At 75.6% G+C, this 20,764-nt stretch carries 18 protein-coding genes; 8 read left to right on the top strand and 10 right to left on the bottom strand.

All coding sequences use genetic code 11. The features are described 5' to 3' along the window. The first annotated feature begins 126 nt into the window (after nt 1-126). Genes ABD944_RS38810 through ABD944_RS38820 form a run of 3 tightly spaced genes read left to right on the top strand, consistent with a single transcriptional unit; the run spans nt 127 to nt 2,205 of the window. Complete coding sequence (locus ABD944_RS38810; protein WP_345186244.1) at nt 127-681, top strand: universal stress protein; 555 nt, start codon at nt 127-129, stop codon at nt 679-681. A gap of 28 nt (nt 682-709) precedes the next feature. Further along, on the top strand, nt 710-1,351 hold the full coding sequence (locus ABD944_RS38815; RefSeq protein ID WP_345186247.1) for an adenylate kinase family protein: 642 nt from the start codon (nt 710-712) through the stop codon (nt 1,349-1,351). Continuing rightward, a complete protein-coding gene (locus ABD944_RS38820) occupies nt 1,348-2,205 on the top strand; it encodes a 1-aminocyclopropane-1-carboxylate deaminase/D-cysteine desulfhydrase (protein ID WP_345186249.1) in 858 nt (285 codons plus the stop codon). Before ABD944_RS38815 ends, ABD944_RS38820 begins: the two co-directional genes overlap by 4 nt. Before the next feature lie 70 nt (nt 2,206-2,275). Here the strand turns inward: ABD944_RS38820 and ABD944_RS38825 are convergent, their stop codons facing one another. The 3 genes from ABD944_RS38825 to ABD944_RS38835 form a co-directional block, all read right to left on the bottom strand. Continuing rightward, nucleotides 2,276-3,349 (bottom strand): acyl-CoA dehydrogenase family protein, encoded by a 1,074-nt coding sequence (locus ABD944_RS38825; RefSeq protein WP_345186253.1) that lies wholly within the window; start codon nt 3,347-3,349, stop codon nt 2,276-2,278. Then, nucleotides 3,346-4,539: an acyl-CoA dehydrogenase family protein gene (locus tag ABD944_RS38830; protein ID WP_345186256.1), complete on the bottom strand. Its 1,194-nt coding sequence runs from the start codon at nt 4,537-4,539 to the stop codon at nt 3,346-3,348. The genes ABD944_RS38825 and ABD944_RS38830 overlap by 4 nt, the downstream gene beginning before the upstream one ends. Before the next feature lie 157 nt (nt 4,540-4,696). After that, complete coding sequence (locus ABD944_RS38835; RefSeq protein ID WP_345186259.1) at nt 4,697-5,095, bottom strand: nuclear transport factor 2 family protein; 399 nt, start codon at nt 5,093-5,095, stop codon at nt 4,697-4,699. Between the two features lie 81 nt (nt 5,096-5,176). On the opposite strand from ABD944_RS38835, the gene ABD944_RS38840 reads away from it, so the two are divergent. Next, entirely contained in the window at nt 5,177-5,770 is a 594-nt protein-coding gene (locus tag ABD944_RS38840) for a TetR/AcrR family transcriptional regulator (protein WP_345186262.1), read from the top strand. Between the two features lie 9 nt (nt 5,771-5,779). Here ABD944_RS38840 and ABD944_RS38845 read toward each other — a convergent pair whose 3' ends face one another. Then, nucleotides 5,780-7,813, bottom strand: coding sequence for a HelD family protein (locus tag ABD944_RS38845; RefSeq protein ID WP_345186265.1), 2,034 nt, complete (start codon nt 7,811-7,813; stop codon nt 5,780-5,782). Between the two features lie 157 nt (nt 7,814-7,970). On the opposite strand from ABD944_RS38845, the gene ABD944_RS38850 reads away from it, so the two are divergent. Both ABD944_RS38850 and ABD944_RS38855 read left to right on the top strand, forming a co-directional pair. Beyond that, nucleotides 7,971-8,774 (top strand): SDR family NAD(P)-dependent oxidoreductase, encoded by an 804-nt coding sequence (locus ABD944_RS38850; RefSeq protein WP_345186269.1) that lies wholly within the window; start codon nt 7,971-7,973, stop codon nt 8,772-8,774. A 103-nt stretch (nt 8,775-8,877) separates the two neighbouring features. Beyond that, on the top strand, nt 8,878-9,723 hold the full coding sequence (locus tag ABD944_RS38855) for an ATP-binding cassette domain-containing protein (RefSeq protein ID WP_345186271.1): 846 nt from the start codon (nt 8,878-8,880) through the stop codon (nt 9,721-9,723). Here the strand turns inward: ABD944_RS38855 and ABD944_RS38860 are convergent. From ABD944_RS38860 to ABD944_RS38880, 5 genes are read right to left on the bottom strand one after another with little or no spacing between them, the layout of a single operon-like run. Further along, nucleotides 9,656-12,871 (bottom strand): acetyl-CoA carboxylase family protein, encoded by a 3,216-nt coding sequence (locus tag ABD944_RS38860; protein WP_345186274.1) that lies wholly within the window; start codon nt 12,869-12,871, stop codon nt 9,656-9,658. The genes ABD944_RS38855 and ABD944_RS38860 overlap by 68 nt on opposite strands. A gap of 34 nt (nt 12,872-12,905) precedes the next feature. After that, entirely contained in the window at nt 12,906-14,285 is a 1,380-nt protein-coding gene (locus ABD944_RS38865) for a GH1 family beta-glucosidase (RefSeq protein WP_345186277.1), read from the bottom strand. A 28-nt stretch (nt 14,286-14,313) separates the two neighbouring features. Continuing rightward, complete coding sequence (locus ABD944_RS38870) at nt 14,314-15,192, bottom strand: carbohydrate ABC transporter permease (protein ID WP_345186280.1); 879 nt, start codon at nt 15,190-15,192, stop codon at nt 14,314-14,316. After that, the gene (locus tag ABD944_RS38875) at nt 15,185-16,198 is read right to left on the bottom strand and encodes a carbohydrate ABC transporter permease (RefSeq protein ID WP_345186283.1); all 1,014 of its coding nucleotides are present in this window, start codon (nt 16,196-16,198) and stop codon (nt 15,185-15,187) included. Before ABD944_RS38875 ends, ABD944_RS38870 begins: the two co-directional genes overlap by 8 nt. Before the next feature lie 3 nt (nt 16,199-16,201). Beyond that, nucleotides 16,202-17,506, bottom strand: a complete 1,305-nt coding sequence (locus tag ABD944_RS38880; protein ID WP_345186286.1) for an ABC transporter substrate-binding protein — start codon at nt 17,504-17,506, stop codon at nt 16,202-16,204. A gap of 156 nt (nt 17,507-17,662) precedes the next feature. Here ABD944_RS38880 and ABD944_RS38885 point away from each other — a divergent pair, with 156 nt between their 5' ends. Then, nucleotides 17,663-18,898 carry an ROK family transcriptional regulator gene (locus tag ABD944_RS38885; protein ID WP_345186288.1) on the top strand — a complete coding sequence of 412 codons (1,236 nt, stop codon included), beginning with the start codon at nt 17,663-17,665 and terminating at the stop codon, nt 18,896-18,898. Nucleotides 18,899-18,923: 25 nt separating this feature from the next. Beyond that, the gene (locus tag ABD944_RS38890) at nt 18,924-19,517 is read left to right on the top strand and encodes a TetR/AcrR family transcriptional regulator (RefSeq protein ID WP_345186291.1); all 594 of its coding nucleotides are present in this window, start codon (nt 18,924-18,926) and stop codon (nt 19,515-19,517) included. 3 nt (nt 19,518-19,520) lie between these two features. On the opposite strand, the gene ABD944_RS38895 is transcribed toward ABD944_RS38890, so the two are convergent. After that, nucleotides 19,521-20,764: aldehyde dehydrogenase family protein (locus ABD944_RS38895; RefSeq protein ID WP_345186294.1), on the bottom strand; the 1,244-nt coding region annotated here is incomplete at its 5' end.

A 20,764-nucleotide genomic window follows, 5' to 3' on the forward strand; every position in this document is an offset into this window, starting at 1 on the left:
CCTCCCCCCGACGCGCCGCGGACCCGGTGTCCCGCGAACCCGTGCCGCCGGAACCTGGAACTCTCGCGTGGGAACGGGTATGCCTTCTGTCTAGACTGCTGTCACCCGGCGGCCACAGGAGGGACCGTGATCGCGAGACCGGAGGGCGGGCCCCGCGTCGTGGTGGGGGTGGACGACTCCGCGGGTGCGCGCTGCGCGCTCTCCTGGGCGATCGGCGAGGCGCGGCTGCGCCGGCTGCCGCTGCTGGTCGCGCACGCCGCGCCGCTGCCCCCGCACGTGTCGGCGGCGGGCCAGCTCGGTTGCGGGATCACCGAGGCGCTGCGCGGCTCCGGCGCCGAGCTCATCGCCCGGCTCCTGGCGGAGGTGTGCGGCGGCCCGCCCGAGGGCGTGGAGATGACCGCGCTGGCGCTCGTCGGGGAGCCGGGCGCGACGCTGGTGCGCCTGGCGGGGGACGACGACATCCTGGTCGTCGGGCACGGCGCCCGGGGCCCGTTCTCGCGGCTGCTGCGCCCGTCGGTGCGGCTGCACTGCGCCCGCAGGGCCCGCGCGACGCTGGTGTGCGTCCGCCCGCCCGCGTTCGACACGCTGCTGGAGAGCCTGGCGGTGCGGGACGAGTCACCCGAGAGCGCGCCCGACTCCCGCTTCCGGAGGCTGGGCCGCCGCCTGCGCCTCCCGCTCTGACCGGGGCGGCGCGCATAGGCTCTCCCCCATGCGCAAGTACGTCATCATCGGCGCTGTCGGCAGCGGCAAGGGCACGCAGGCCGGGCTCCTCGCGCGCGATCTGGACATCGTGCACATCAGCGTCGGAGACATCTTCCGCTGGCACGTCAAGAACCACACCAAGCTCGGGGCCCAGGTGCGGCGCGTCATGGCGTCCGGCGAGCTGGTCGGGGACGATCTCGCCGAGAGCGTCGTGCGGGACCGGCTCGCCCAGCACGACTGGAACTACGGGTTCGTCGTCGACGGGTTCCCGCGCAGCCGGAGGCAGACGGAGTTCTTCCTGGAGAGCTACGACATCGACGGCGTGATCCATCTGGACCTGCCGGACGAGGAGGTCCGCCGCCGGGTGCTGGCCCGCCGGCTGTGCAACAGGTGCGGGATGGACTACAACCTGATCGAGGACCGTCCGACGCAGGAGGGGCGCTGCGACGTGTGCGGGGGCGAGCTGGTGTCCCGCGAGGACGACACGGAGGAGGCGCTCGCCGAGCGGCTGCGCGACTACCACGAGAGGACCGAACCGATCCTGGAGCTGTTCGGCCGCAAGGAGTACGTGGTCACCGTCGACGCGCGGCCGGGCATCGACGAGGTGCAGCGGACGCTGCGCGAGAAGCTCGGCCTGCCGCTGCCATGACTCCTTCCTCCGGGACGGCCTCGCCGGTGGTGGAGCTGGCGGACGAGCGGGCGGCGCGCCGGGGGCTGCGGCTCTTCCTGAAGCGCGACGACCTGGTCCACCCGGAGCTGCCGGGCAACAAGTGGCGCAAGCTCCGGCACAACATCGGGCCGGCGCGCGAGCACGGGACGCTCCTGACCTTCGGCGGCGCCTACTCCAACCACATCCGGGCCGTCGCGGCGGCGGGCGCGATGTACGGCTTCGCGACCATCGGCGTGATCCGCGGCGAGGAGCACCTGCCGCTGAACGCCACGCTCGCGCACGCCCGGCGCATGGGCATGCGCCTCGCCTACATGGACCGCGCCACCTACCGGCGCAAGCACGAACCCGACGTCGTCGAGGCCCTGCGCGAGCGGTGGGGCGACTTCTACCTCCTGCCGGAAGGGGGGAGCAACGCGCCGGCCGTCCGGGGCTGCGCCGAGCTGGGCGCGGAGGTGCCGGGCTTCGACGTGGTGTGCTGCCCCTGCGGGACGGGCGGGACGCTGGCCGGGCTCGCCGCCGGGCTGGCCCCGCGGCAGCGCGCCGTCGGGTTCTCCGTGCTGAAGGGCGGCTTCATGGCGGGCGAGGTGGAGCGCCTCCAGCGCGAGACCTACGGCGGGCGGCGCGGCGACTGGAGCGTCCAGGACGACTTCCACTTCGGTGGCTACGCGAGGACCACCCCCGAGCTGGAGGCGTTCGCCGCCGACTTCGCCGGCCGGCACGGGATCGTCCTCGACCGGATCTACACCGCGAAGATGATGTTCGGCGTCCTCGCGCTGGCCGGGCGCGGCGCCTTCCCTGAGGGCGCCCGGGTTCTGGCGGTCATCACCGGCTAGCCGGACGGCCCCGCACCTTCCGGGCGGGGCCGCCCGTGCGCCGTCAGGCGCCGCCGGTGGCGCGCCGCCGTCAGGCCGGGGGCAGGTCCACCAGCGCGGCGAGGGCCGCGCGGTGACGGTCGGGCGTGCCCAGGGCGATGGAGTCGGCCTTGGCGCGCTTCAGGAAGAGGTGCGCCGGGTGCTCCCAGGTGAAGCCGATGCCGCCGTGCATCTGCACGCACTCCTCGGCCGCCTTCAGGGCGACCGCCGAGCAGTGCGCCTGCGCGACGGCGACCGCGATCGGCGTGTCCTCGTCGCCCGCGGCCGCGCAGGACGCGGCGTGCCGGGCGACGGCGCGGGCCTGGGTGACCGAGGTCCACAGGTCGGCGAGCCGGTGCTTGAGGCCCTGGTAGGAGCCGATCGGACGGCCGAACTGATAGCGCGTCTTCACGTAGGCGACGGTGTCGTCCAGGCAGCGCTCGGCGAGCCCGAGCTGCTCGGAGGCCAGCATCGCGGCGCCGGTGCGCAGCGCGGCCCGCACGGCGCCGTCGCCCTCGGCGACGCGCCGGGCCGGGGCGGCGGAGAAGGCGAGGTCGGCGAGCCGGCGGGTCATGTCGAGCGAGGTCACGGCGGTGCGGCGGGCGTCGGCGGCGTCCACCGCGTACAGGCCGTCCCCCGCCGGGACGAGGAGCACGTCGGCGGCCATGCCGTCGGCGACGCCGGTGACCTCGCCGGTCAGCGCGCCGCCGGCCGCCTCGGCCGTCACCGGGACGGCGTCCGGGGCGGTGCTGAACGGGACCGCGAGGACCGCGATGCGCTCACCCGCGGCGAGCCGCGGGAGGAGCTCCCGCTCACCGGCGGCCAGCAGCGCCGCCGTGGCGATCACGGCGCTGCCGAGGAACGGGACGGGCGCCGCGGACCGGCCCAGCTCCTCCATCACCACGGCGGTCTCGCGCCAGGTGGCGCCGGCGCCGCCGAGCTCCTCGGGGACGGGCAGGCCGGCGCAGCCGAGCTGGACGGCGATCGCCCGCCACAGCGCCGCGTCGTAGGGCTCGTCCTTCTCGGTGCCCGCGAGGACAGAGGCCCAGGGCGCCAGGTCGCCCAGCACCTCGCGGACGCTCGCCCGGAGGTCGTTCTCGATCTCGCCGTACAGCAGGTCGCTCATCGGGGCAGGTCCTTCCACGCCACGTCCTTGTCGACGCGGATCTCGCCGGGCAGGCCGAGGACGCGCTCGGCGATGATGTTGCGCAGGATCTCCGAGGTGCCGCCCTCGATGGAGTTGCCCTTGGCGCGCAGGTAGCGGTAGCCGGGCGAGCGGCGGGTGAAGTCGACCTCGGTGGGGCGGCGCATCGTCCAGTCGTCGTAGCGCAGGCCCTCCTCGCCGAGCAGTTCCAGCTCCAGGCCGGACACCTCCTGGTTGAGCCTGGCGAAGGCCAGCTTGGCGCCCGACCCCTCGGGGCCGGGCTGCCCGGCGGTGAGCTGCTGGCGCAGCCGCGCCCCGGTGAGCCGGGCCGCCTCGGTCTCCACCCACGCGCGCAGCAGGGCGTCGTGCAGGCCGGGGGTGCGCAGCTCGGGGCGGTTCCGCCAGAGCGCGGCGACGACGCCGATCATGCCGCTCTCGCGCGGCGCGGCGCCGCCGCCGATGGCGACCCGCTCGTTCATCAGCGTCGTGGTGGAGACCCGCCAGCCCTGCCCGACCTCGCCGAGCCGGTGCTCGTCGGGGATCCGGACGTCGGTGAGGAACACCTCGTTGAACTCGGCCTCGCCGGTGATCTGCCGCAGCGGGCGGACCTCGACGCCCGGCGCGGTCATGTCGCAGACGAAGTAGGTCATGCCGCGGTGCTTGGGGACGTCCGGGTCGGTGCGGGTGACGAGGATCGCCCAGCGCGCCTCGTGCGCCATGGACGTCCACACCTTCTGCCCGTTGACCGTCCAGGCGTCGCCGTCGCGGACGGCGCGGGTGGCGAGCGCGGCCAGGTCGGAGCCGGCGCCGGGCTCGCTGAACAGCTGGCACCACAGCTCCTCGCCGGTCCACAGCGGGCGCAGGAAGCGGCGCTTCTGCTCCTCGGTGCCGAAGGCGAGGATCGTCGGGGCCGCCATGCCGAGCCCGATGCCGTTGCGCTCGGGATGGTTGGTCGGGGCGCCCGCCTCGGCGAACCGGCGGTCGACGGCGGGCTGCAGGTGCCGCGGGGCGCCGAGCCCGCCGAGTCCCTCGGGGTAGTGCACCCAGGCGAGCCCGGCGTCGAACCGGGCCCGCAGGAACTCCGGGGGCGCGGTCGCCGCGGGGTCGTGGGCGGCGAGGAACTCGCCGACCCGCCTGCTCAGCTCGTCGGCGTCGGGCGGTGCTGTGCTCACGGGGCCTCCGCGCGGGGCGTGGGTGGCGGCGGCCACCCGGAACGGGGCATACCAACCGGTCGGTATGCCGACGCGTCCACCCTAGGAACGGCCGGGACGGCCAGTCAACCGCCGCGCCGCGCGAGCACCCCGCCCGGGGACGCGGCGCCCGGGGGCGTCACGCCATCGCCTCGTCGAACGCGCGGTGGTGGGCGTAGTCGCGGGACTCCACGATGTGCCCGTCGCGCACCCGCAGGACGAAGATGTTGGGCACGACGAACTCCCGCCCGTTCGCGGTGTTGCGGCCCGCGTACTCGAACTCCGTGATGATCACCTCGGGATCGGCGGTCTCGTGCACGACGACGTTGCGCGCCTTCAGCTCCACGGGCAGCGTCTCCAGCTGCTCGAAGTGCCGGCGCAGCGCCTCCCGGCCCTCCAGCCGCGACGCCGGCTGGGCGAACGGGTGCACGACCACGGCGTCCTCCGCGTACAGCTGCGGCAGGCCCTCCGGCCGCAGCCCGGTGATCCCGTCGATCAGCCGCTGGAAGACGGCCCGGGGGCTGGCGAACTCTGACATGCGGTCTCCCCTAGAATCGGAGTACGGGCTCCGCATGAGAAAATACGGAGCCAAGACTCCACTTGTCAACGGAAGGCAGCGATGACGTCACCCGCCCCCGGCAGGCCGCTGCGCGCCGACGCCCTGCGCAACCGCGCCAAGGTCCTCGCCGCGGCCGAGGAGGTCTTCGCCGTCCAGGGGACCTCCGCCTCCACCGAGGAGGTCGCGCGCAAGGCGGGGGTGGGCATCGGGACGGTGTTCCGGCACTTCCCCACCAAGGAGTCGCTGCTGGAGGCCGTGCTCGTCGCCCTGCTGGAGCGGCTGGCGGCCGAGGCGCGGGACCTGCGGGCCGCGGCCGACCCGGGCGCGGCGTTCTTCGGCTTCTTCACCCGGGTGGTCTCGCAGGCGGCCGCCAAGCAGGCCGTCACCGAGGCGCTGGCCGAGGCCGGCGTCGACGCCCGGGAGGCCACCGGGCGCGCCGGACCGGACCTGAAGGCCGCCCTCGGAGTCCTCCTCGGCCGGGCGCAGGAGACCGGCGCCGTCCGCGCCGACGTCGGCCCGGGCGAGGTCATGGCGCTGCTGGCCGGCATGTCCTACGCGGCGGGACGCGCCGGAGCCCGCGAGGACGTCCTGCGGATCGTCTTCGAGGGGCTGCGCCCGCGGGAGCGCCCGGGCCGGCCGGGCGCCTCCGGATAGGGCGCCCGGCTACGGCGCCGCCAGCTCGGCGGGCAGGTCGTCCTCGTGCAGCACGGTCAGCGTGGTGACGGCGCGGGTCAGCACGACGTACAGGCGGGCGAGGCCGCGGACCTCGGCGGCGGCGATGGCGGCGGGCTCGGCGACGATCACGTGGTCGTACTCCAGGCCCTTGGCGAGGGTCGCCGGGATGACGAGCAGCCGTCCGGCGCCGGCCGACTCCGGCCCGAGGACCTCGTGCTCCAGCCCGGCGGCCTCCAGCGCCGCCGCGTGCGCGCCCGCCCGCGCGTCCGGGACGATCAGGCCGACCGAACCGGGGCGGGCGAGGGCGTCGCGGGCGGCCTCGACCGTCGCGGCGGCCAGGTCGGCGACGCGCCGCACGGTGAGCGCCCCGGCGCCGGCGCGCAGCGAGCGCGGCCGCTCCAGCCCGGGCGCGACGTGCGGGAGCAGGCGGGCGGCGAAGTCGAGGACGGTGCCCGGAACGCGGAACCCGAGGGTCAGCTCGGTGACCTCCCCGTCCTGCCCGAGATGGGTGAGGACCTCTTTCCACGTGCGGGCCGACCACGCGGTCGTGCCCTGCGCGAGGTCGCCGAGGACGGTCGCCGAGCCCGTCGCGCAGCGGCGCCCCAGCGCCCGCAGCTGCATCGCGGACAGGTCCTGCGCCTCGTCCACCACCAGGTGGCCGAGCGAGGTCGTGCGCTCGATGAGGTCGTTCAGCTCGTCCAGCAGGGCCCGGTCGGCGGCGGTCCACTTGGCGGAGCGGTGCGAGCGGGCGGGCCTCGCCGTCAGCAGGACGGCCTGCTCGTCCTCGTCGAGCACGCCCTTCGCGGCCGCGCGCAGCAGGTCCGCGTCCGACAGCAGCCGGTGCAGGACCTGCTCGGCGCTCACCTTCGGCCACACCGCGTCGAGGACCTGCCTGACCGGCCGGCTCCGCGCGACCTGGTCCTGGACGCGGTCGTCGGGGGCCTCGCCGCGCCGTTCCATCCGCACGAGGATCTGGTGCGCGAGCCGCTGCGCGAACGCGGCGCGCCCGCTGCCGTACCGGGTGGTGCCGCGCAGCGCGGCGGCGATCTCGCGGATCTCGTGGTCGGCGAGCCGGTAGCGCGCCGCGCCCCGCGTGACGACGAGCCCCTCCTCCGGCTTGCGGACGTGCAGCCACAGCGCCCGGCGCAGCACGTCGGCCATCCGGGCGTCGCCCTTGAGGGCGGCCGCGGCCGCGGGCTCGTCGCCGAGCGGCGGGCCGAGCAGGTCGTCGATCGTGGCCTGCTCCACCCGGACCTCGCCGAGCGCGGGCAGCACCGCCGAGATGTAGGCGAGGAAGGCGCGGTTCGGCCCGACGATCAGCACGCCGGACCGCGACAGCCGCTCCCGGTGCGTGAACAGCAGGTAGGCGGCGCGGTGCAGGCCGACGGCCGTCTTGCCGGTGCCGGGCGCGCCCTGGACGCAGACGCTCAGCGGCAGGTCGGCGCGGACGATCTCGTCCTGCTCGGGCTGGATCGTGGCGACGATGTCGCGCATCGGGCCGGTCCGGGGGCGCTCGATCTCCTCGGTCAGGATCCTGGACGGGCCCGCCCCCGGCCGCGGGTCGCCGCCGTCGAGGGGCTCGTCCTCGAACGCGGTCAGCTCGCCGGCCCGGAACCCGAAGCGCCGCCGCAGCCGCCAGCCCATCGGGTCCGCGGGCCCGGCCTGGTAGAAGGCCCGGGAGACGGGGGCGCGCCAGTCCAGCACGAGGGGGCGTCCCTCCTCGCCGTCGTGGACGTGCCGCCGTCCCACGTACATGACGGCGGGCAGGTCGGGGCCGGCCGCGCCGTCGCGGTCCATGCGGCCGAAGAACAGCGGGGTGTCGGGGTGGTCGGCGAGCGCCTCGACCCGCTGGTCGAGCAGCGACTCCAGGAACTGCCTGGAGACCCAGTCGGCGGCGACGTCGGCGGAGAGGCTCGCGGCGTGCTCGCGCATCCGGCGCAGGGCGGCGCGGGACTCGGCGAGGTGGGCGCGTTCGGCCGCCAGGACCGCGGGTTCGGATGGGTCGGCGGACTCGGCGGGCATGCGGACAGACCTCCGGCTGCGAGAGTGGCGAGGGGGGGCGAAACCCACTACCTTACCGACACGGCACGGGCGCCGCCGGACATTCCGGCGCACCGCCCTCGGGGGGCGTCGGCGCTGCGCCTTGCCGGTGGGGGCGGGCTGTGTGACGTTGGTCCGCATGGCGACTCTCACCGGACGGTCCGCTTTGGTCACGGGAGCCTCGTCGGGCATCGGCGCCGTGGTGGCGGAGGCGCTCGCCGCCGCCGGCGCGCGCGTCGGCCTGGTGGCGCGGCGCAAGGACAGGCTCTCGGAGGTGCTCTCCCGGTGTCGCGAGCACGCCCCTGACTCGGCGATGTGGGCGGCCGACCTCGCCGACCCCGACGCGGTCGCCGACCTCGCCGCCGAGGCCGAGCGCGAGCTCGGCGGCGTCGACGTGCTGGTCAACAACGCGGGGATGCCGAAGCGGCGCCGCGTCCAGGACCTGTCCCCCGCCGAGGCCGACGAGGTGATGCGCCTCAACTACCTGTCCCCCGTGCGGCTCACGCTGGCGCTGCTGCCCGGCATGGTCGCGCGCGGGCGCGGGCACCTGGTGGCAGTGGGCTCGGTCGCGGCGCGGCTCGGCCCGCCGCACGAGGCCGCCTACTCCGCGTCCAAGGCGGCGCTCACGGCGTTCTGGGAGAGCATGGCGGTCGACCTGGACGGCACGGGCGTGCTGGCCCACGTGATCCAGCCCGCGCTCATCGCCGGGACCGAGCTGTTCGCCCTTCCCGGCAACGAGCCGCCGCTCAGCGACCTGTCGGACGCGCTGCCCCCGCAGGAGGTGGCCGCGGCCGTCCTGGAAGTCCTGGAGAGCGGGCGGTTCGAGCGGTACGTGCCGGACTGGTTCGGCGAGATGGCCTCCGGCAAGGCCGCCGACGTCGAGGCGTTCGTCGCCGGGGTGAAGGAGTGGACGCGCGACCGGCTCGGTCCCCCGGCGACCTGACCGCCGCCGGCCTCCCGCCGGTCCGTTGCCGCCGCCCGCGCTCCTCAGTAGGGTGTGGATCCGCCAGTGATCCACATCACACGAGGCGCGGAGGGCGGAGGCCATGACCGCTGCGGAGGGCCTGCGGGTGCGGGACGTGACGGTCCGTTTCGGCGCGCTGACGGCGGTCGACGGGGCGGGGCTGACCGCTCCGCCCGGAACGGTCACCGGCCTGGTCGGGCCGAGCGGCGCCGGGAAGACGACGCTGTGCGACGTGATCACGGGGCTGCGGCGCCCGGCGGCGGGCGCGGTCCTGCTGGACGACGCCGACCTGACGCGCAGCGCGGCCCGTGAGCGGGCCCGGCGCGGCATCGCCCGCACGTTCCAGCGGGAGGGCGCGGCGGGGCCGGCGACCGTCCGGGAGGCCGTCCGGGCCGCCGCGGCCCGGCACGCGATGACCCGCGAGCAGCCGGGCCGCACGGCGCGGGAGCGGTGGCGGCGCCGTCTCGAGGCGCGCCGCGACGCGGGCGCCGTCGCCGACGCCCTGCTCGCCCGGGTCGGCATCCAGGCCCACGCCGGGAGGGCGGTCCGGGACGCGCCGCCCGGCGTCGCCGGGTTGACGGACCTGGCGCGGGCACTGGCCGCCGAACCCGCCGTGCTCGTGCTGGACGAGCCGTGGGCGGGCCTTCCGGTGCGGCACGCGCGGGCGCTGGAGGTCCTGCTGCGCGACCTGGCCGGAGAGGGGCTGGCGGTGCTGGTCGTCGAGGACGAGATCGAGCCCGTGCTCGGCGTCTGCGACGTCCTGCACGTCCTGGACGACGGCAAGGTGATCGCCGCCGGGCCCCCGGCGGAGGTGCGGGCCGATCCCCGCGTGCGGGACGCCTACCGCGCCGGGCCGCGCCTCACCACGTGTCGATCCAGGGGCGGGGACGGTCGCCGGGCGGCGGGGCGGCGGCCAGCGTCGCGGTGATCCAGCGCCGCGTGTCGGCCGGGTCGATCACGTCGTCCAGCTCGAACACGGTGGCCGCGTGGAGCGCCCTGCCGTGCTCGTAGGCCGCGGCGACCATCTCCTCGAACATCGCGCGCGGGTCCTCGGCGGCCTCCAGCTCCTTGCGGAAGCCGAGCCGGACGGCGCCCTCCAGCCCCATGCCGCCGATCTCGCCGGTGGGCCAGGCGAGGGTCGCGAGCGGCGCCCTGAACCCGCCGCCCGCCATGGCCTGCGCACCGAGCCCGTACCCCTTGCGCAGCACGATCGTGACGATCGGGACGCGCAGGTTGGCGCCGATGACGAACAGGCGGCTGAAGTGCCGGACGGTGGCGGTCCGCTCGGCGTCCGGGCCGACCATGAAGCCGGGGGTGTCGCACAGCGACACCACCGGCAGGCCGTGCGCGTCGCACAGCTGCAGGAACCGGGCGGCCTTGTCCGCGGCGTCGCGGTCGATGGCGCCGCCGAGGTGCGCGGGGTTGCTGGCGATCAGGCCCGTCGGGCGGCCCTCGATCCGGACCAGCGCGGTGATGATCCCGATCCCGAACGCGCGGCGCAGCTCCAGCACCGACCCGGTGTCGGCGAGGTGCGCGACGACCCGGCGGACGTCGTAGGCGCGCAGCCGGTTCTCCGGGACGAGGTGCCGCAGGACGCGCTGGTCGTCGCAGGCCCAGCCGTCCGACGGGCCCCGGAAGTAGGACAGGTAGCGGCGGGCCGCCCGGACCGCCTCGGCCTCGTCGTCCACCACGAGGTCGATGACGCCGTTCGGTTCCTGGTCGCCGACCGGGCCGATCTCCTCGGGCGCGAAGACGCCGAGGCCGCCGCCCTCGATCATGGCGGGGCCGCCCATCCCGATGTTGGCGTCCCGGGTGGCGATGATGACGTCGCAGCAGCCGAGCAGGGCCGCGTTCCCGGCGAAGCAGCGCCCGCTCGCGACGCCGACGGACGGGACGGCGCCGCTGAGCCGCCCCATGGCGTGGAACGTTGTGACGTCCAGGCCGGAGACGGTCGTGGTGTCGGTGTCGCCGGGGCGTCCCCCGCCGCCCTCGGCGAACAGCACCAGCGGCAGGCGGCGGCGGTGGGCGATGTCGAGCATGCGGTCGGTCTTGCGGTGGTTCAGGTGGCCCTGCGTCCCGGCGAGGACCGTGTAGTCGTAGGACAGGACGACGGCCTGCGCGCCGTCGACGTCCCCGATGCCGCAGACCATGCCGTCGGCGGGGGTGCGCTCGATGAGGTCGTCGAGGGAGCGGCGCCGCCGCTGCGCGGCGATGACGAGGGCGCCGTACTCGGTGAACGTCCCGGCGTCGCACAGGTCGTCGATGTTCTCCCGCGCGGTGCGGCGGCCGCGCGCGTGCCGCCGGGCCACCGCCTCGGGGCGGGCCGCGTCGAGCCCGCTCTCGTGCCGGCGCAGCGTCTCGGCGAGGTCGGCGCGGATCAGGTCGAGATCGGCCGCCTCGTCCTCGGCGGCGTGCTCGCCGCCCCCCTCGGCGGGCTCGGTGAACAGCAGCGGCGCGCCCTCGGCGACGGTGTCGCCGGGCGCGGCGGCCAGGGCCCGCACGACGCCCGCCTCTCCGGCGCGGACGACGTGCTCCATCTTCATCGCTTCGAGGACAAGCAGCGGAGCCCCGGCCCCGACGAGGTCGCCCTCGGCCACCTCGACGCTCACGACCGTCCCCTGCGTGGGCGCGGGGACGGCGACCGTGCCGGGCGGCGCGTCCGGGCCGGCCGCGGGCCCCGGCCCGGCGGTGCGCGGGGCCGTCTCGACGTAGTACCGGCAGTGCTCGCTCGCCAGCAGCTCGGGCAGGTGGTCGTCGATGAAGGACGTGCGCGCGCCGCCGGCCGTGAAGCCGGGATGGCGCAGCACGCCCTGCAGCAGCGGGATGCTCGTCGCCACTCCCGCGATCTCGAACTCGCCGAGGGCGCCGTGCGCGCGGGCGGCGGCGGACGGCAGGTCCTCCGCGCGGGCGACGACCTTGGCCAGCAGCGGGTCGTAGCGCGGGCTCGCGCGGTGGCCGGCGTACCCGTGGGTGTCGACGCGAACCCCGGGACCGGACGGCGGCGCGAACGCGGTGAGCGTCCCGGCGCTCGGGCGCGGCGCGCCGTCCGCGCCGATCGTCTCGGCGTTGACCCGCACCTGGACGGCGCAGCCGGACGCCCGCGGCGGCGCGGCCAGGCCGACTCCGGCGAGGTCCTCCCCCAGCGCCAGCCTGATCTGCGCCTTCACCAGGTCGACGCCGGTGATCTCCTCGGTCACGGTGTGCTCGACCTGGAGCCGGGGGTTGGCCTCCAGGAACCAGAACTCCTCGCCGTCGACGAGGAACTCGAAGGTGCCGAGGCTCTCGTAGCGGACCGAGGCGGCCATGCGGAGGGCGGCGTCCAGCAGCGCGTCCCTGACGCCCGCGGGCAGCGCGGGCGCGGGGGCGATCTCGATCAGCTTCTGGTGGCGGCGCTGGACGCTGCAGTCGCGCTCCCACAGGTGGGTCACGGCGCCGGAGCCGTCGCCCGCGACCTGGACCTCGATGTGGCGGGCCCGCGGGACGTACTTCTCGGCGTACAGCTCGCCGCCGCCGAAGGAGGCGAGCGCCTCCGACCGGCACCGCTCGTAGGCGTCCGCGACGGCGGCGGGCCCGGTGACGACGCGCATGCCGCGCCCGCCGCCGCCCGCGAGGGCCTTGATCACGACGGTGCCGTGCTCGCGGGCGAACGCCTCGGCGCCGGCGAGGCTCGTCGCGCCGGGCGTGCCGGGCGTCACGGGCACGCCCGCCTCACGCGCCAGGGCGCGCGACCTGGCCTTGTCGCCGAACAGCTCCAGCAGCTCCGGGCGCGGGCCGACGAAGGCCAGCCCGGCGGCGGCGCAGCCGGCGGCGAAGCCCGCGTTCTCGCTCAGGAAGCCGTAGCCGGGGTGGACGGCCGCGGCGCCGGCGTCCTTCGCGGCGGCGACCAGCGCGCCGGCGTCGAGGTAGCCGGCGGCGCCGTCGCCGGGCAGGGCGCGCGTCTCGTCGGCGCGCCGCGTGTGCGGCGAGGCGGCGTCGTCGCGGGTGTGCACGGCGACCGTCCGCAGGCCCAGCTCCGACGCGGCCCGGACGATCCGCAGCGCGATCTCTCCCCGGTTGGCCACAAGGATCCCGCCCACCCGGCCTCCTCACCTCGCCTGAGCCGGTCGGCCCTCACTCTAGAGAGCGGGACGCCAGGGGCCGCGCCCGGAGGTCCCGGTGCGCGCGGATGATCTCGGCGTAGCGGCGCCCGCTGTCCTTGACGCGGCGTTCCTGGGTCGCGAAGTCGACGTGCACGAGCCCGAACCGCTGCGCGTACCCGTAGGCCCACTCGAAGTTGTCCAGCAGCGACCAGGCGAAGTAGCCGTCCAGGGGGACCCCCGCGCGGATCGCCGCCGCGCACGCCGACAGGTGGGCCTCCAGGTAGGCGGTGCGCTCGGCGTCGTGGACGGCTCCGCCGGGCGTCACGGTGTCGGCGTAGGCGGCGCCGTTCTCGGTGACCATGACGCTGCGCGGCGCGTAGTCCTCGGTGACGCGGACGAGGACCTTCGCCAGCCGGTCCGGGTGGATCTCCCAGTCCATGCCGGTGCGCGGCGTCCCCGGCGGGGTGATCTGCCGGGTGCGCGGCGGCGGGCCGCCGGGGTCGTCGACGGTGACGGACCGGCGGTAGTAGTTGACGCCGAGCCAGTCGAGCGGGGCGGCGATCGCCTCCAGGTCGCCGGACCGCACCGGCGGCTCCACCCCGTACTCCTCGATCATGTCGGCGGGCAGCCCGCGGCCGTGGATCGGGTCGAGCCACCAGCGGTTGTGGTGGCCGTCCTCGCGCCGCGCCGCCGCCGCGTCCCGCTCGCCTTCGCCGCCCGGCTCGCAGTCGGTGAGCAGGTTGACGACGCCGACGCGGGCGCCGGGGGCGGCGGCGCGCACGGCCTGCACGCCGAGGCCGTGCGCCAGCAGCAGGTGGTACGCCGCGGGCACGGCCGCGCGGATGTCGGCGACGCCGGGCGCCATCGCCCCCTCCAGGTGCCCGATCCAGGCCGCGCACACCGGCTCGTTCAGCGTCGCCCACGAGGTGACGCGGTCCCCCAGCGCCGCGGCGACGACGGAGGCGTACTCGGCGAAACGCCCGGCGGTGTCGCGGGACGGCCAGCCGCCGCGGTCCTGGAGCTCCTGCGGCAGGTCCCAGTGGTACAGGGTCGGGTGGGGCTCGATCCCGGCCGCGAGCAGGGCGTCCACGAGCCGGTCGTAGAACGCGAGCCCGGCCGCGTTGACCGGGCCGCCACCGGCGGGCAGCACGCGCGGCCAGGCGATCGAGAACCGGTAGGCGCGCAGGCCCAGCTCCGCCATGAGCGCGAGGTCCGCGGGCCAGCGGTGGTAGTGGTCGCAGGCGACGTCGCCGGTGTCGCCCCCGGCGATCGCGCCCGGGACGCGGCAGAAGGCGTCCCAGATGGAGGGGGCGCGGCCGTCCTCCGCGACGGCCCCCTCGACCTGGTAGGCGGAGGTGGCCGCCCCCCAGGCGAAGTCGGGGCCGAACGCGGTCAGGTCGTCGATGGGCACGGGTCTCCCTCGGGGTCGTCGAGACGGGTCACTTGACGGAGCCGGCGGTCAGCCCGGCCACCAGGAAGCGCTGGAGCAGCAGGAACCCGGCGACGACGGGGACGCTCACCACGAGGGAGGCGGCCATCACCTGGTTCCAGTAGACCTCGTGCTGCGTGGAGTAGCCCTGCAGTCCGATCGCGAGCGTGCGGGTCCGGTCGCTGGTCATGACCGAGGCGAACAGGACCTCGCCCCAGGCGGTCATGAACGCGTAGACGGTCACCGCGACGACGCCGGGCAGCGAGGCCGGGAGGATCACCCGCAGCAGCGCGCCGACCGGCCCGCAGCCGTCGACCCGGGCCGCCTCGTCCAGCTCCCGCGGGATCGACTCGAAGTACCCGGCGAGCATCCAGATCGAGAACGGAAGCGAGAACGTCAGGTAGGTCAGGACGAGCGCGCCGCGGCTGCCGTAGAGGGCGATGCCGGTCGCGTTCCCCGCGTTCACGAAGATCAGGAACAGCGGGAGCAGGAACAGGATCCCCGGGAACATCTGCGTCGACAGCACCGTCACCGTGAACGCCCGGCGGCCGGCGAACCGGTACCGGCTGACGGCGTACGCCGCGCCGATCGCGATCGCCACGGACGCCAGCGTCGCGCCGCCCGCCACGATCACGCTGTTGGCGAAGTAGCGGGCCAGCGGGACGGTCGACCACATGTCGACGTAGGGGCGGACCGTCGGCCGCGACGGGATCCAGCGGAACCGGCGCTGCACGTCCTCCAGCGGCTTCAGCGACGAGCTGGCCATCGCGTAGACCGGCAGGAGGGTGAACGCGGTCAGCAGGGTCAGCACGATCCGCCGCGTCCAGACGAAGGAGGCGGGCGGGTCGGTCGGCGCGCGGCCCTTGCGGGCGGGACGCGTGTCAGCCATGCGCGGGCCTCCTCCTCGACGTGGCGAGCAGGTACGCCGCCGTGGCCACCAGCAGGAACAGCAGGAGCAGCACCGACATCGCCGAGCCCGTCCCGAAGTTCCAGGTGACGAACGAGGCGTGGTAGATGTGCACCGAGACGAGGTCGCCGCCGTCCGGGGCGGCCTTGCCGAACAGGACGAACGGCGTGTTGAAGTCGTTGAACGTCCACAGGAACAGCACCAGGACGAGCACCTGGTTGACGGGCCGCAGCGCCGGGAGCGTGATGTGCCGGATCCGCCGCCACATGCCCGCGCCGTCCAGCGCCGCGGCCTCGTACAGGTCGCGGGAGACGCTCTGCATCCCGGCGGTCAGGACCAGGAAGGCGAACGGCCACGACCGCCACACCACGACGGTGACGAGCGCCCAGAAGCTGTTGCCGCCGATCAGCCAGAACGGCCGGCCGCCGCCGGTCAGGTGCAGCTGGTCGGCCAGCACGTGGTTCACCAGCCCGTTGTCGCGCTGGAACATGAACGCCCAGGTCATCACGGCGGCGTAGACGGGCAGCGCGTACGGGACGAGGAAGAGCGCGCGCAGCGGCCCGCGCCCCCGGAAGCGGTCCTGCGTGAGGATCGCCGCGGCGGCGCCGAACAGCCACGACAGGGCGACCGCCAGGAGCGTGACGGCGAGCGTGACCAGGAACGAGCGCAGCAGGTCCGCGCCGATCGCGCCGTCGAGGTCCACCGCGACGCGGTAGTTGCCGAGGCCCCTGCCGGGCGCCCTCGACCAGTCGCGGATGTAGAAGAGGGTGAGCTCCTTGAAGCTCATCCAGATCCCGACGGCGATCGGCACGACGTGGACGATCAGTTCGGCGACGGCGGCGGGCGCGAGCAGCGCGTACGGCAGCGCGCCCGGAGGCAGCCGCGGCCGCCGCCTCCCCCGCCGCGGCCCGGCGGGCCCGGTCTCCCCCGGCCGCGCCGCCCCCTCCCCGTCGGGGAGGGCGGCGGCCGGCACGTCGGCGGCGGTCACGCGCTACCCGCCCATCTGCTGCTGGGCGGCGGCGAGCCGCTCCCGCACCTCGGCCTCGGTGGTCGGGCGGCCCGCGGCGGCGTCGGCGAACAGCTCCTTCATCGCGGTGCCGACGGCGGTCTCGAACTGGCTCTCCTGCGGCACCTGCGGCAGCGGCGCCGCGCTCGTGGCGAGGACGCTCTTGAAGACCCTGAGGTCCGCGGTGTCGAAGGCCGGGTCGCTCTGGGCCGAGACGACCGGGGGCAGCGATCCGTACGCCCTGTTGAGGATCTTCTGTTCCTCGTCCCCGGTCATGAACTTCACGAACTTCAGCGCGCCGCCGCGGTTGCCGGTGTTCCTGAAGACCGCGATGTTGATGCCGGCGACCATGGAGGTGATGTTCCGGCCGCCCGGCGGCGCCGGGGACGGCCGGGGGGTCGGCACGACGCCCCATTCGCCGGGCTTCATGCCGAGGTTGGTGAGCCCGCTGGTGGTGGCCTGCCAGAGCAGCATCGCGGCCTTGCCCGTGGCGAAGTCGTTCAGCGACTGGTTGGCCGAGTACTCGGCGTTGCCCGGCGCGGCGATCTTCTCCTTGCCGAGCAGGTCGACGTAGGACTTGACGGCCGCGACGGCCTGCGGGGTGGCGAACTGCGGCCTGCCGTCCGGGGTGAAGAAGTCGGCGCCGTACATCTGGCCGAGCGTGAACGCCTGGTGGACGTTCTCGGGGATGCTGGCGCCCTCGATCGCGATTCCGTACCTGCCGTCCTTGGTGAGGGCGCGGCCGGCGTCGACCAGTTCCCGCCACGTCCTGGGCGGTTCCAGGTCCGCGTCCGCGAACATCTTCCTGTTGTAGTAGAGGCCGTAGGCGAGGGAGTAGAGCGGGACGGCGGCCGGGGCCTTGCCCTTGGCGCCCGCGGCGGCGAGCGCGGCGGGGACGAACCGCCCCGCGCCGCCGACCTCGGCCATCGCGGCGGAGTCGAAGGGCAGCAGGCCGCCGGTCGCCTGCAGCGACGCCGACCAGGTGTTGCCGATGTTGAGCACGTCCGGCCCCTGGCCGGAGGTCGTGGCGGCGAGGATGCGGTTGAGCAGGTCGGTCCAGGGGACGACCTCCAGCTTCACCCGGATGCCGGTCTGCTTCTCGAACTTGGCCAGCTCCGGTTCCAGCACCTTCCGGTCGGCCGCGAGGTCGGTGCCCTGGTTGCTGGCCCAGTAGGTCAGCGTCCTCGGGTCGCCGTCGCCGGACGTGGTGCCGCCGCCGCAGCCCGCCGCGGCGGTGAGCAGGAGCCCGGCCGCGAGGACGGCGAGGGCCCGCGAGGGGTGTGGACGCATCGGCTCGGCCTTCCGATCAGGTGACGGGGGTCACTCCGAGAGTTAGATCACACCTTATTTCACGCCGTGATCTAAGCAGTGACATAATGGGCGGGTCAAGACCTGAGAAGCTGCGGGGGACGCGGCCCGGCCCGGGCCGCGGGATGAGGGGGGCCGATGCCGGAACGGCGCCGGAGGACCGTGCGCGACCTGCGCCGCGCCAACCGGTCGGTACTGCTGAGGCGGCTGTACTTCGACGGCCCGCTGAGCCGCCAGGACCTGGCCCGCGAGACCGGCCTCAGCCCCGCCTCGGTCAGCAACGTGGTGAGCGAGCTGATCGAGGCCGGGCTCGTCGTGGAGGCGGGCAGCGTCGAGTCCGACGGCGGGCGGCCGCGCGTGCTGCTGAAGACCGCGGCCGGTTACGGCCACCTCGTCGGCGTGGACGTCGGCGAGACGCGGGTGATGGTCGAGCTGTTCGACCTGGAGCTGACCCAGCTCGCCAAGGCCGACCTGCCCCTCGGCGACGGCGGCCACGACGAGCGCGCCGTCGTCCGGCACATCCTGGAGGGCCTCCCGGCGGTCATCGAGGGCGCGTCGGTCGACCCGGCGTCCATCATCGGCGTCGGCGTCGGCGTCCCCGGGGTGATCGAGCGCGGCCCGGAGGCGGTCGTGCACTGCCAGACCATCGGCTGGGACGGCGTGCCGCTGGAGCGGATGCTGCGCGAGGGCACCCGTCTCCCGCTGTTCGTGGACAACGGCGCGACGTCGCTCGGCCAGGCGGAGATGTGGTTCGGCGCCGGGCGCGGGCATCGCGACGCCGTCGTCGCCCTGGTCGGATCCGGCGTCGGCGCGGCCGTGATGATCGACGGCTCGCCGTACCGGGGCGCGGCCGGCAGCGCGGGCGAGTGGGGCCACACGACGTCCCGGGTCGGCGGCGCGCCGTGCCGGTGCGGGTCCCGCGGCTGCCTGGAGGCCTACGTCGGCGCGACCGCCCTGCTGGAACGCTACAGGGCCGCGGGCGGCCCGGCCGGGACGGACGAGGAGGCGGCCCTCGCCGGGCTGCTGGCCGACCCGTCCGGGGCGGCGGCCGCCCTGCGCGACGACGTCGCCGAGCACCTCGGCGCGGGCATCGCCGACCTGGTCAACCTGTTCAGCCCGGAGAAGATCATCATCGGCGGCTGGGCGGGGCTGCTGATCGGCGGCCGGATGCTGGACCGGATCGTCGCGGCCACCGCCGCCTACGCGCTGCGGCAGCCGTTCGCGCAGACCTCGATCGAGCTGTGCCACCTCGGGCCGGAGGCGGTCGCCGTGGGCGCGGCCACCCTCCCGCTGGCGCACCTGCTCGACGGCGGCGGCGACCCGGCGGGCGCGCGATGGCCCGGCGGCGGCCCGCGGGGGATAATGGCGTACTGACCAGCACCCTGGAGGGCGACGACACATGGGCACCGCCGGCCGTTCCGTGCGCGAATCCCTGCTGGACGCCGCCGCGGACCTCCTGGTGGAGCGCGGCTACCGGGCCGTCCGGATGCGGGACGTCGCCTCCGCCGCCGGGGTGAGCCGGCAGACCGTCTACAACGAGTTCGGCGACAAGTGGGGGCTCGCGCAGGCGGTGGTGATCCGCGACAACGAGCGCTACCTCGACGGCATCGACGCCGTGCTGTCGGAGCACGCCGACGTCTACTCGGCGGTGGTCGCCGCGGTGACGTTCACGATGGAGACCTCCGCCGACGACCAGCTGAAGAAGGCGGTACTGACGGGCGCGGGCGGCGACGAGATGCTGCCGCTGCTCACCACGCAGGCCGAGCCGGTGCTGTTCGCGGCCAGCGCCCGCATCGCCGAGCACGCCCTGCGCCAGTGGCCGGATCTGGACCGCGCCGCGCTCACCGAGATCGCCGACGCGGCCGTGCGCCTGACGATGAGCCACATCATGCTCCCGTCCGGGCCCCCGGAGGCCTTCGCCCACTTCGTCGCCCGCATGGTGACCCGCTACCTGGCCGCCGCCGCGGGGCCGCGCGGAGCGGACGCCGGGTGAGGGTCAGGGGGCGGCGGCCTGGACGTGGACGACCTTGACGGCCGTCATCTCGTCCAGGAGCTCGGGGCCGTAGCCGAACCCGCGGCCGCTGGCGCGGCGCGGGGCGGCCGCGCCGCCCGGGGCGCCGCCGAACACCGCGTTGATCTTCACGGTGCCGGCCTCCAGCGTGCGCCAGGCGGCCTGGGCGTGCGCCATGTCGCGGGTGAGGACGGTGGCGGCGAGGCCGTAGCGGGAGCGGTTCGCGGCCTCCAGCGCCTGCTCGAACCCGGCCACGGTGCGGACGGGAGCGACGGGGCCGAAGGTCTCCTCCGCCATGACCGCCATGTGGTCGGCGCAGCCGGCCAGGACGGTCGCCGGGTAGAAGCAGCCGGGGCCCTCGGGCAGGCGGGCGCCGGCCAGCGCCCGGGCCCCGTCCGCGAGGGCCTTCTCCACCTGCTGGTGGACCTGGGTGCGGTGGCGCTCGTCGACGAGGGGCCCGAGCTCGGTGGACGGGTCGGCGCCCGGCCCCGTGCGCAGGGCCCGGGCGCGGGCGGCGAGCGCGTCCAGGAACGGCTCGGCGACGGCCTCGTGCACGTAGACGCGCTCGACCGAGGTGCAGATCTGCCCGGCGTTGGCGAAGCACCCGAGCGCGGCCTGCCCGGCGGCCCAGGACGGGTCGACGCCCGCGTCCACGATCAGCGGGTCGGCGCCGCCGTTCTCCAGGACGGTCCTCGCCCCGGTCCGCGCGGCCAGCTCGGCGATGCGGCGGCCGGCGCGGGTGGAGCCGACGTGCGCGACGACGTCCGCCCCCGCGTGCCCGGCGAGGGCCTCGCCGACCGCGCCGCCGCCCGCGACCACGTTCAGGACCCCGTCCGGCAGGGACCCGGCGATCAGCTCGGCGAGCATCGCGCCGGTGTGGGGCGTGCGCTCGGAGGGCTTGTGGACCACCGTGTTGCCCGTCGCCACGGCCGCGCCGACCAGGCCGCACGCGATCGCGACCGGATCGTTCCACGGCGTGATGGCGGCGACGACGCCCCACGGCTCGCGGACCATGAAGTCGGCGGCGTCCCGTCCGCCCTGGAGGCTGCGCCCGCCGTGCAGCGGACCCAGCTCGGCGTACTGGCGCAAGGTGCCGATCCCGGCCTCCACGCCGCCGAGCGCGTCACCGGTCGGCTTGCCCATCTCCGCGGTCACCAGGGCGGCCAGCTCGTCCATGCGCTCCTCGACCGCGCGCGCCGCCGCGTGCAGCGCCGCGCCCCGATCGGCCA

The sequence above is a fragment of the Actinomadura verrucosospora genome (assembly GCF_039540335.1).
Taxonomy (GTDB): Bacteria; Actinomycetota; Actinomycetes; order Streptosporangiales; family Streptosporangiaceae; genus Spirillospora; species Spirillospora verrucosospora.

What these genes read in the sequence shown, in the direction of transcription:
- ABD944_RS38870 (WP_345186280.1), bottom strand. Translation starts at nt 15,192, where the DNA reads ATGGCTGACACGCGTCCCGCCCGCAAGGGCCGCGCGCCGACCGACCCG.
- ABD944_RS38820 (WP_345186249.1), top strand. Translation starts at nt 1,348, where the DNA reads ATGACTCCTTCCTCCGGGACGGCCTCGCCGGTGGTGGAGCTGGCGGAC.
- ABD944_RS38880 (WP_345186286.1), bottom strand. Translation starts at nt 17,506, where the DNA reads ATGCGTCCACACCCCTCGCGGGCCCTCGCCGTCCTCGCGGCCGGGCTC.
- ABD944_RS38845 (WP_345186265.1), bottom strand. Translation starts at nt 7,813, where the DNA reads ATGCCCGCCGAGTCCGCCGACCCATCCGAACCCGCGGTCCTGGCGGCC.
- ABD944_RS38815 (WP_345186247.1), top strand. Translation starts at nt 710, where the DNA reads ATGCGCAAGTACGTCATCATCGGCGCTGTCGGCAGCGGCAAGGGCACG.
- ABD944_RS38855 (WP_345186271.1), top strand. Translation starts at nt 8,878, where the DNA reads ATGACCGCTGCGGAGGGCCTGCGGGTGCGGGACGTGACGGTCCGTTTC.
- ABD944_RS38890 (WP_345186291.1), top strand. Translation starts at nt 18,924, where the DNA reads ATGGGCACCGCCGGCCGTTCCGTGCGCGAATCCCTGCTGGACGCCGCC.
- ABD944_RS38850 (WP_345186269.1), top strand. Translation starts at nt 7,971, where the DNA reads ATGGCGACTCTCACCGGACGGTCCGCTTTGGTCACGGGAGCCTCGTCG.
- ABD944_RS38825 (WP_345186253.1), bottom strand. Translation starts at nt 3,349, where the DNA reads ATGAGCGACCTGCTGTACGGCGAGATCGAGAACGACCTCCGGGCGAGC.
- ABD944_RS38885 (WP_345186288.1), top strand. Translation starts at nt 17,663, where the DNA reads ATGCCGGAACGGCGCCGGAGGACCGTGCGCGACCTGCGCCGCGCCAAC.
- ABD944_RS38840 (WP_345186262.1), top strand. Translation starts at nt 5,177, where the DNA reads ATGACGTCACCCGCCCCCGGCAGGCCGCTGCGCGCCGACGCCCTGCGC.
- ABD944_RS38835 (WP_345186259.1), bottom strand. Translation starts at nt 5,095, where the DNA reads ATGTCAGAGTTCGCCAGCCCCCGGGCCGTCTTCCAGCGGCTGATCGAC.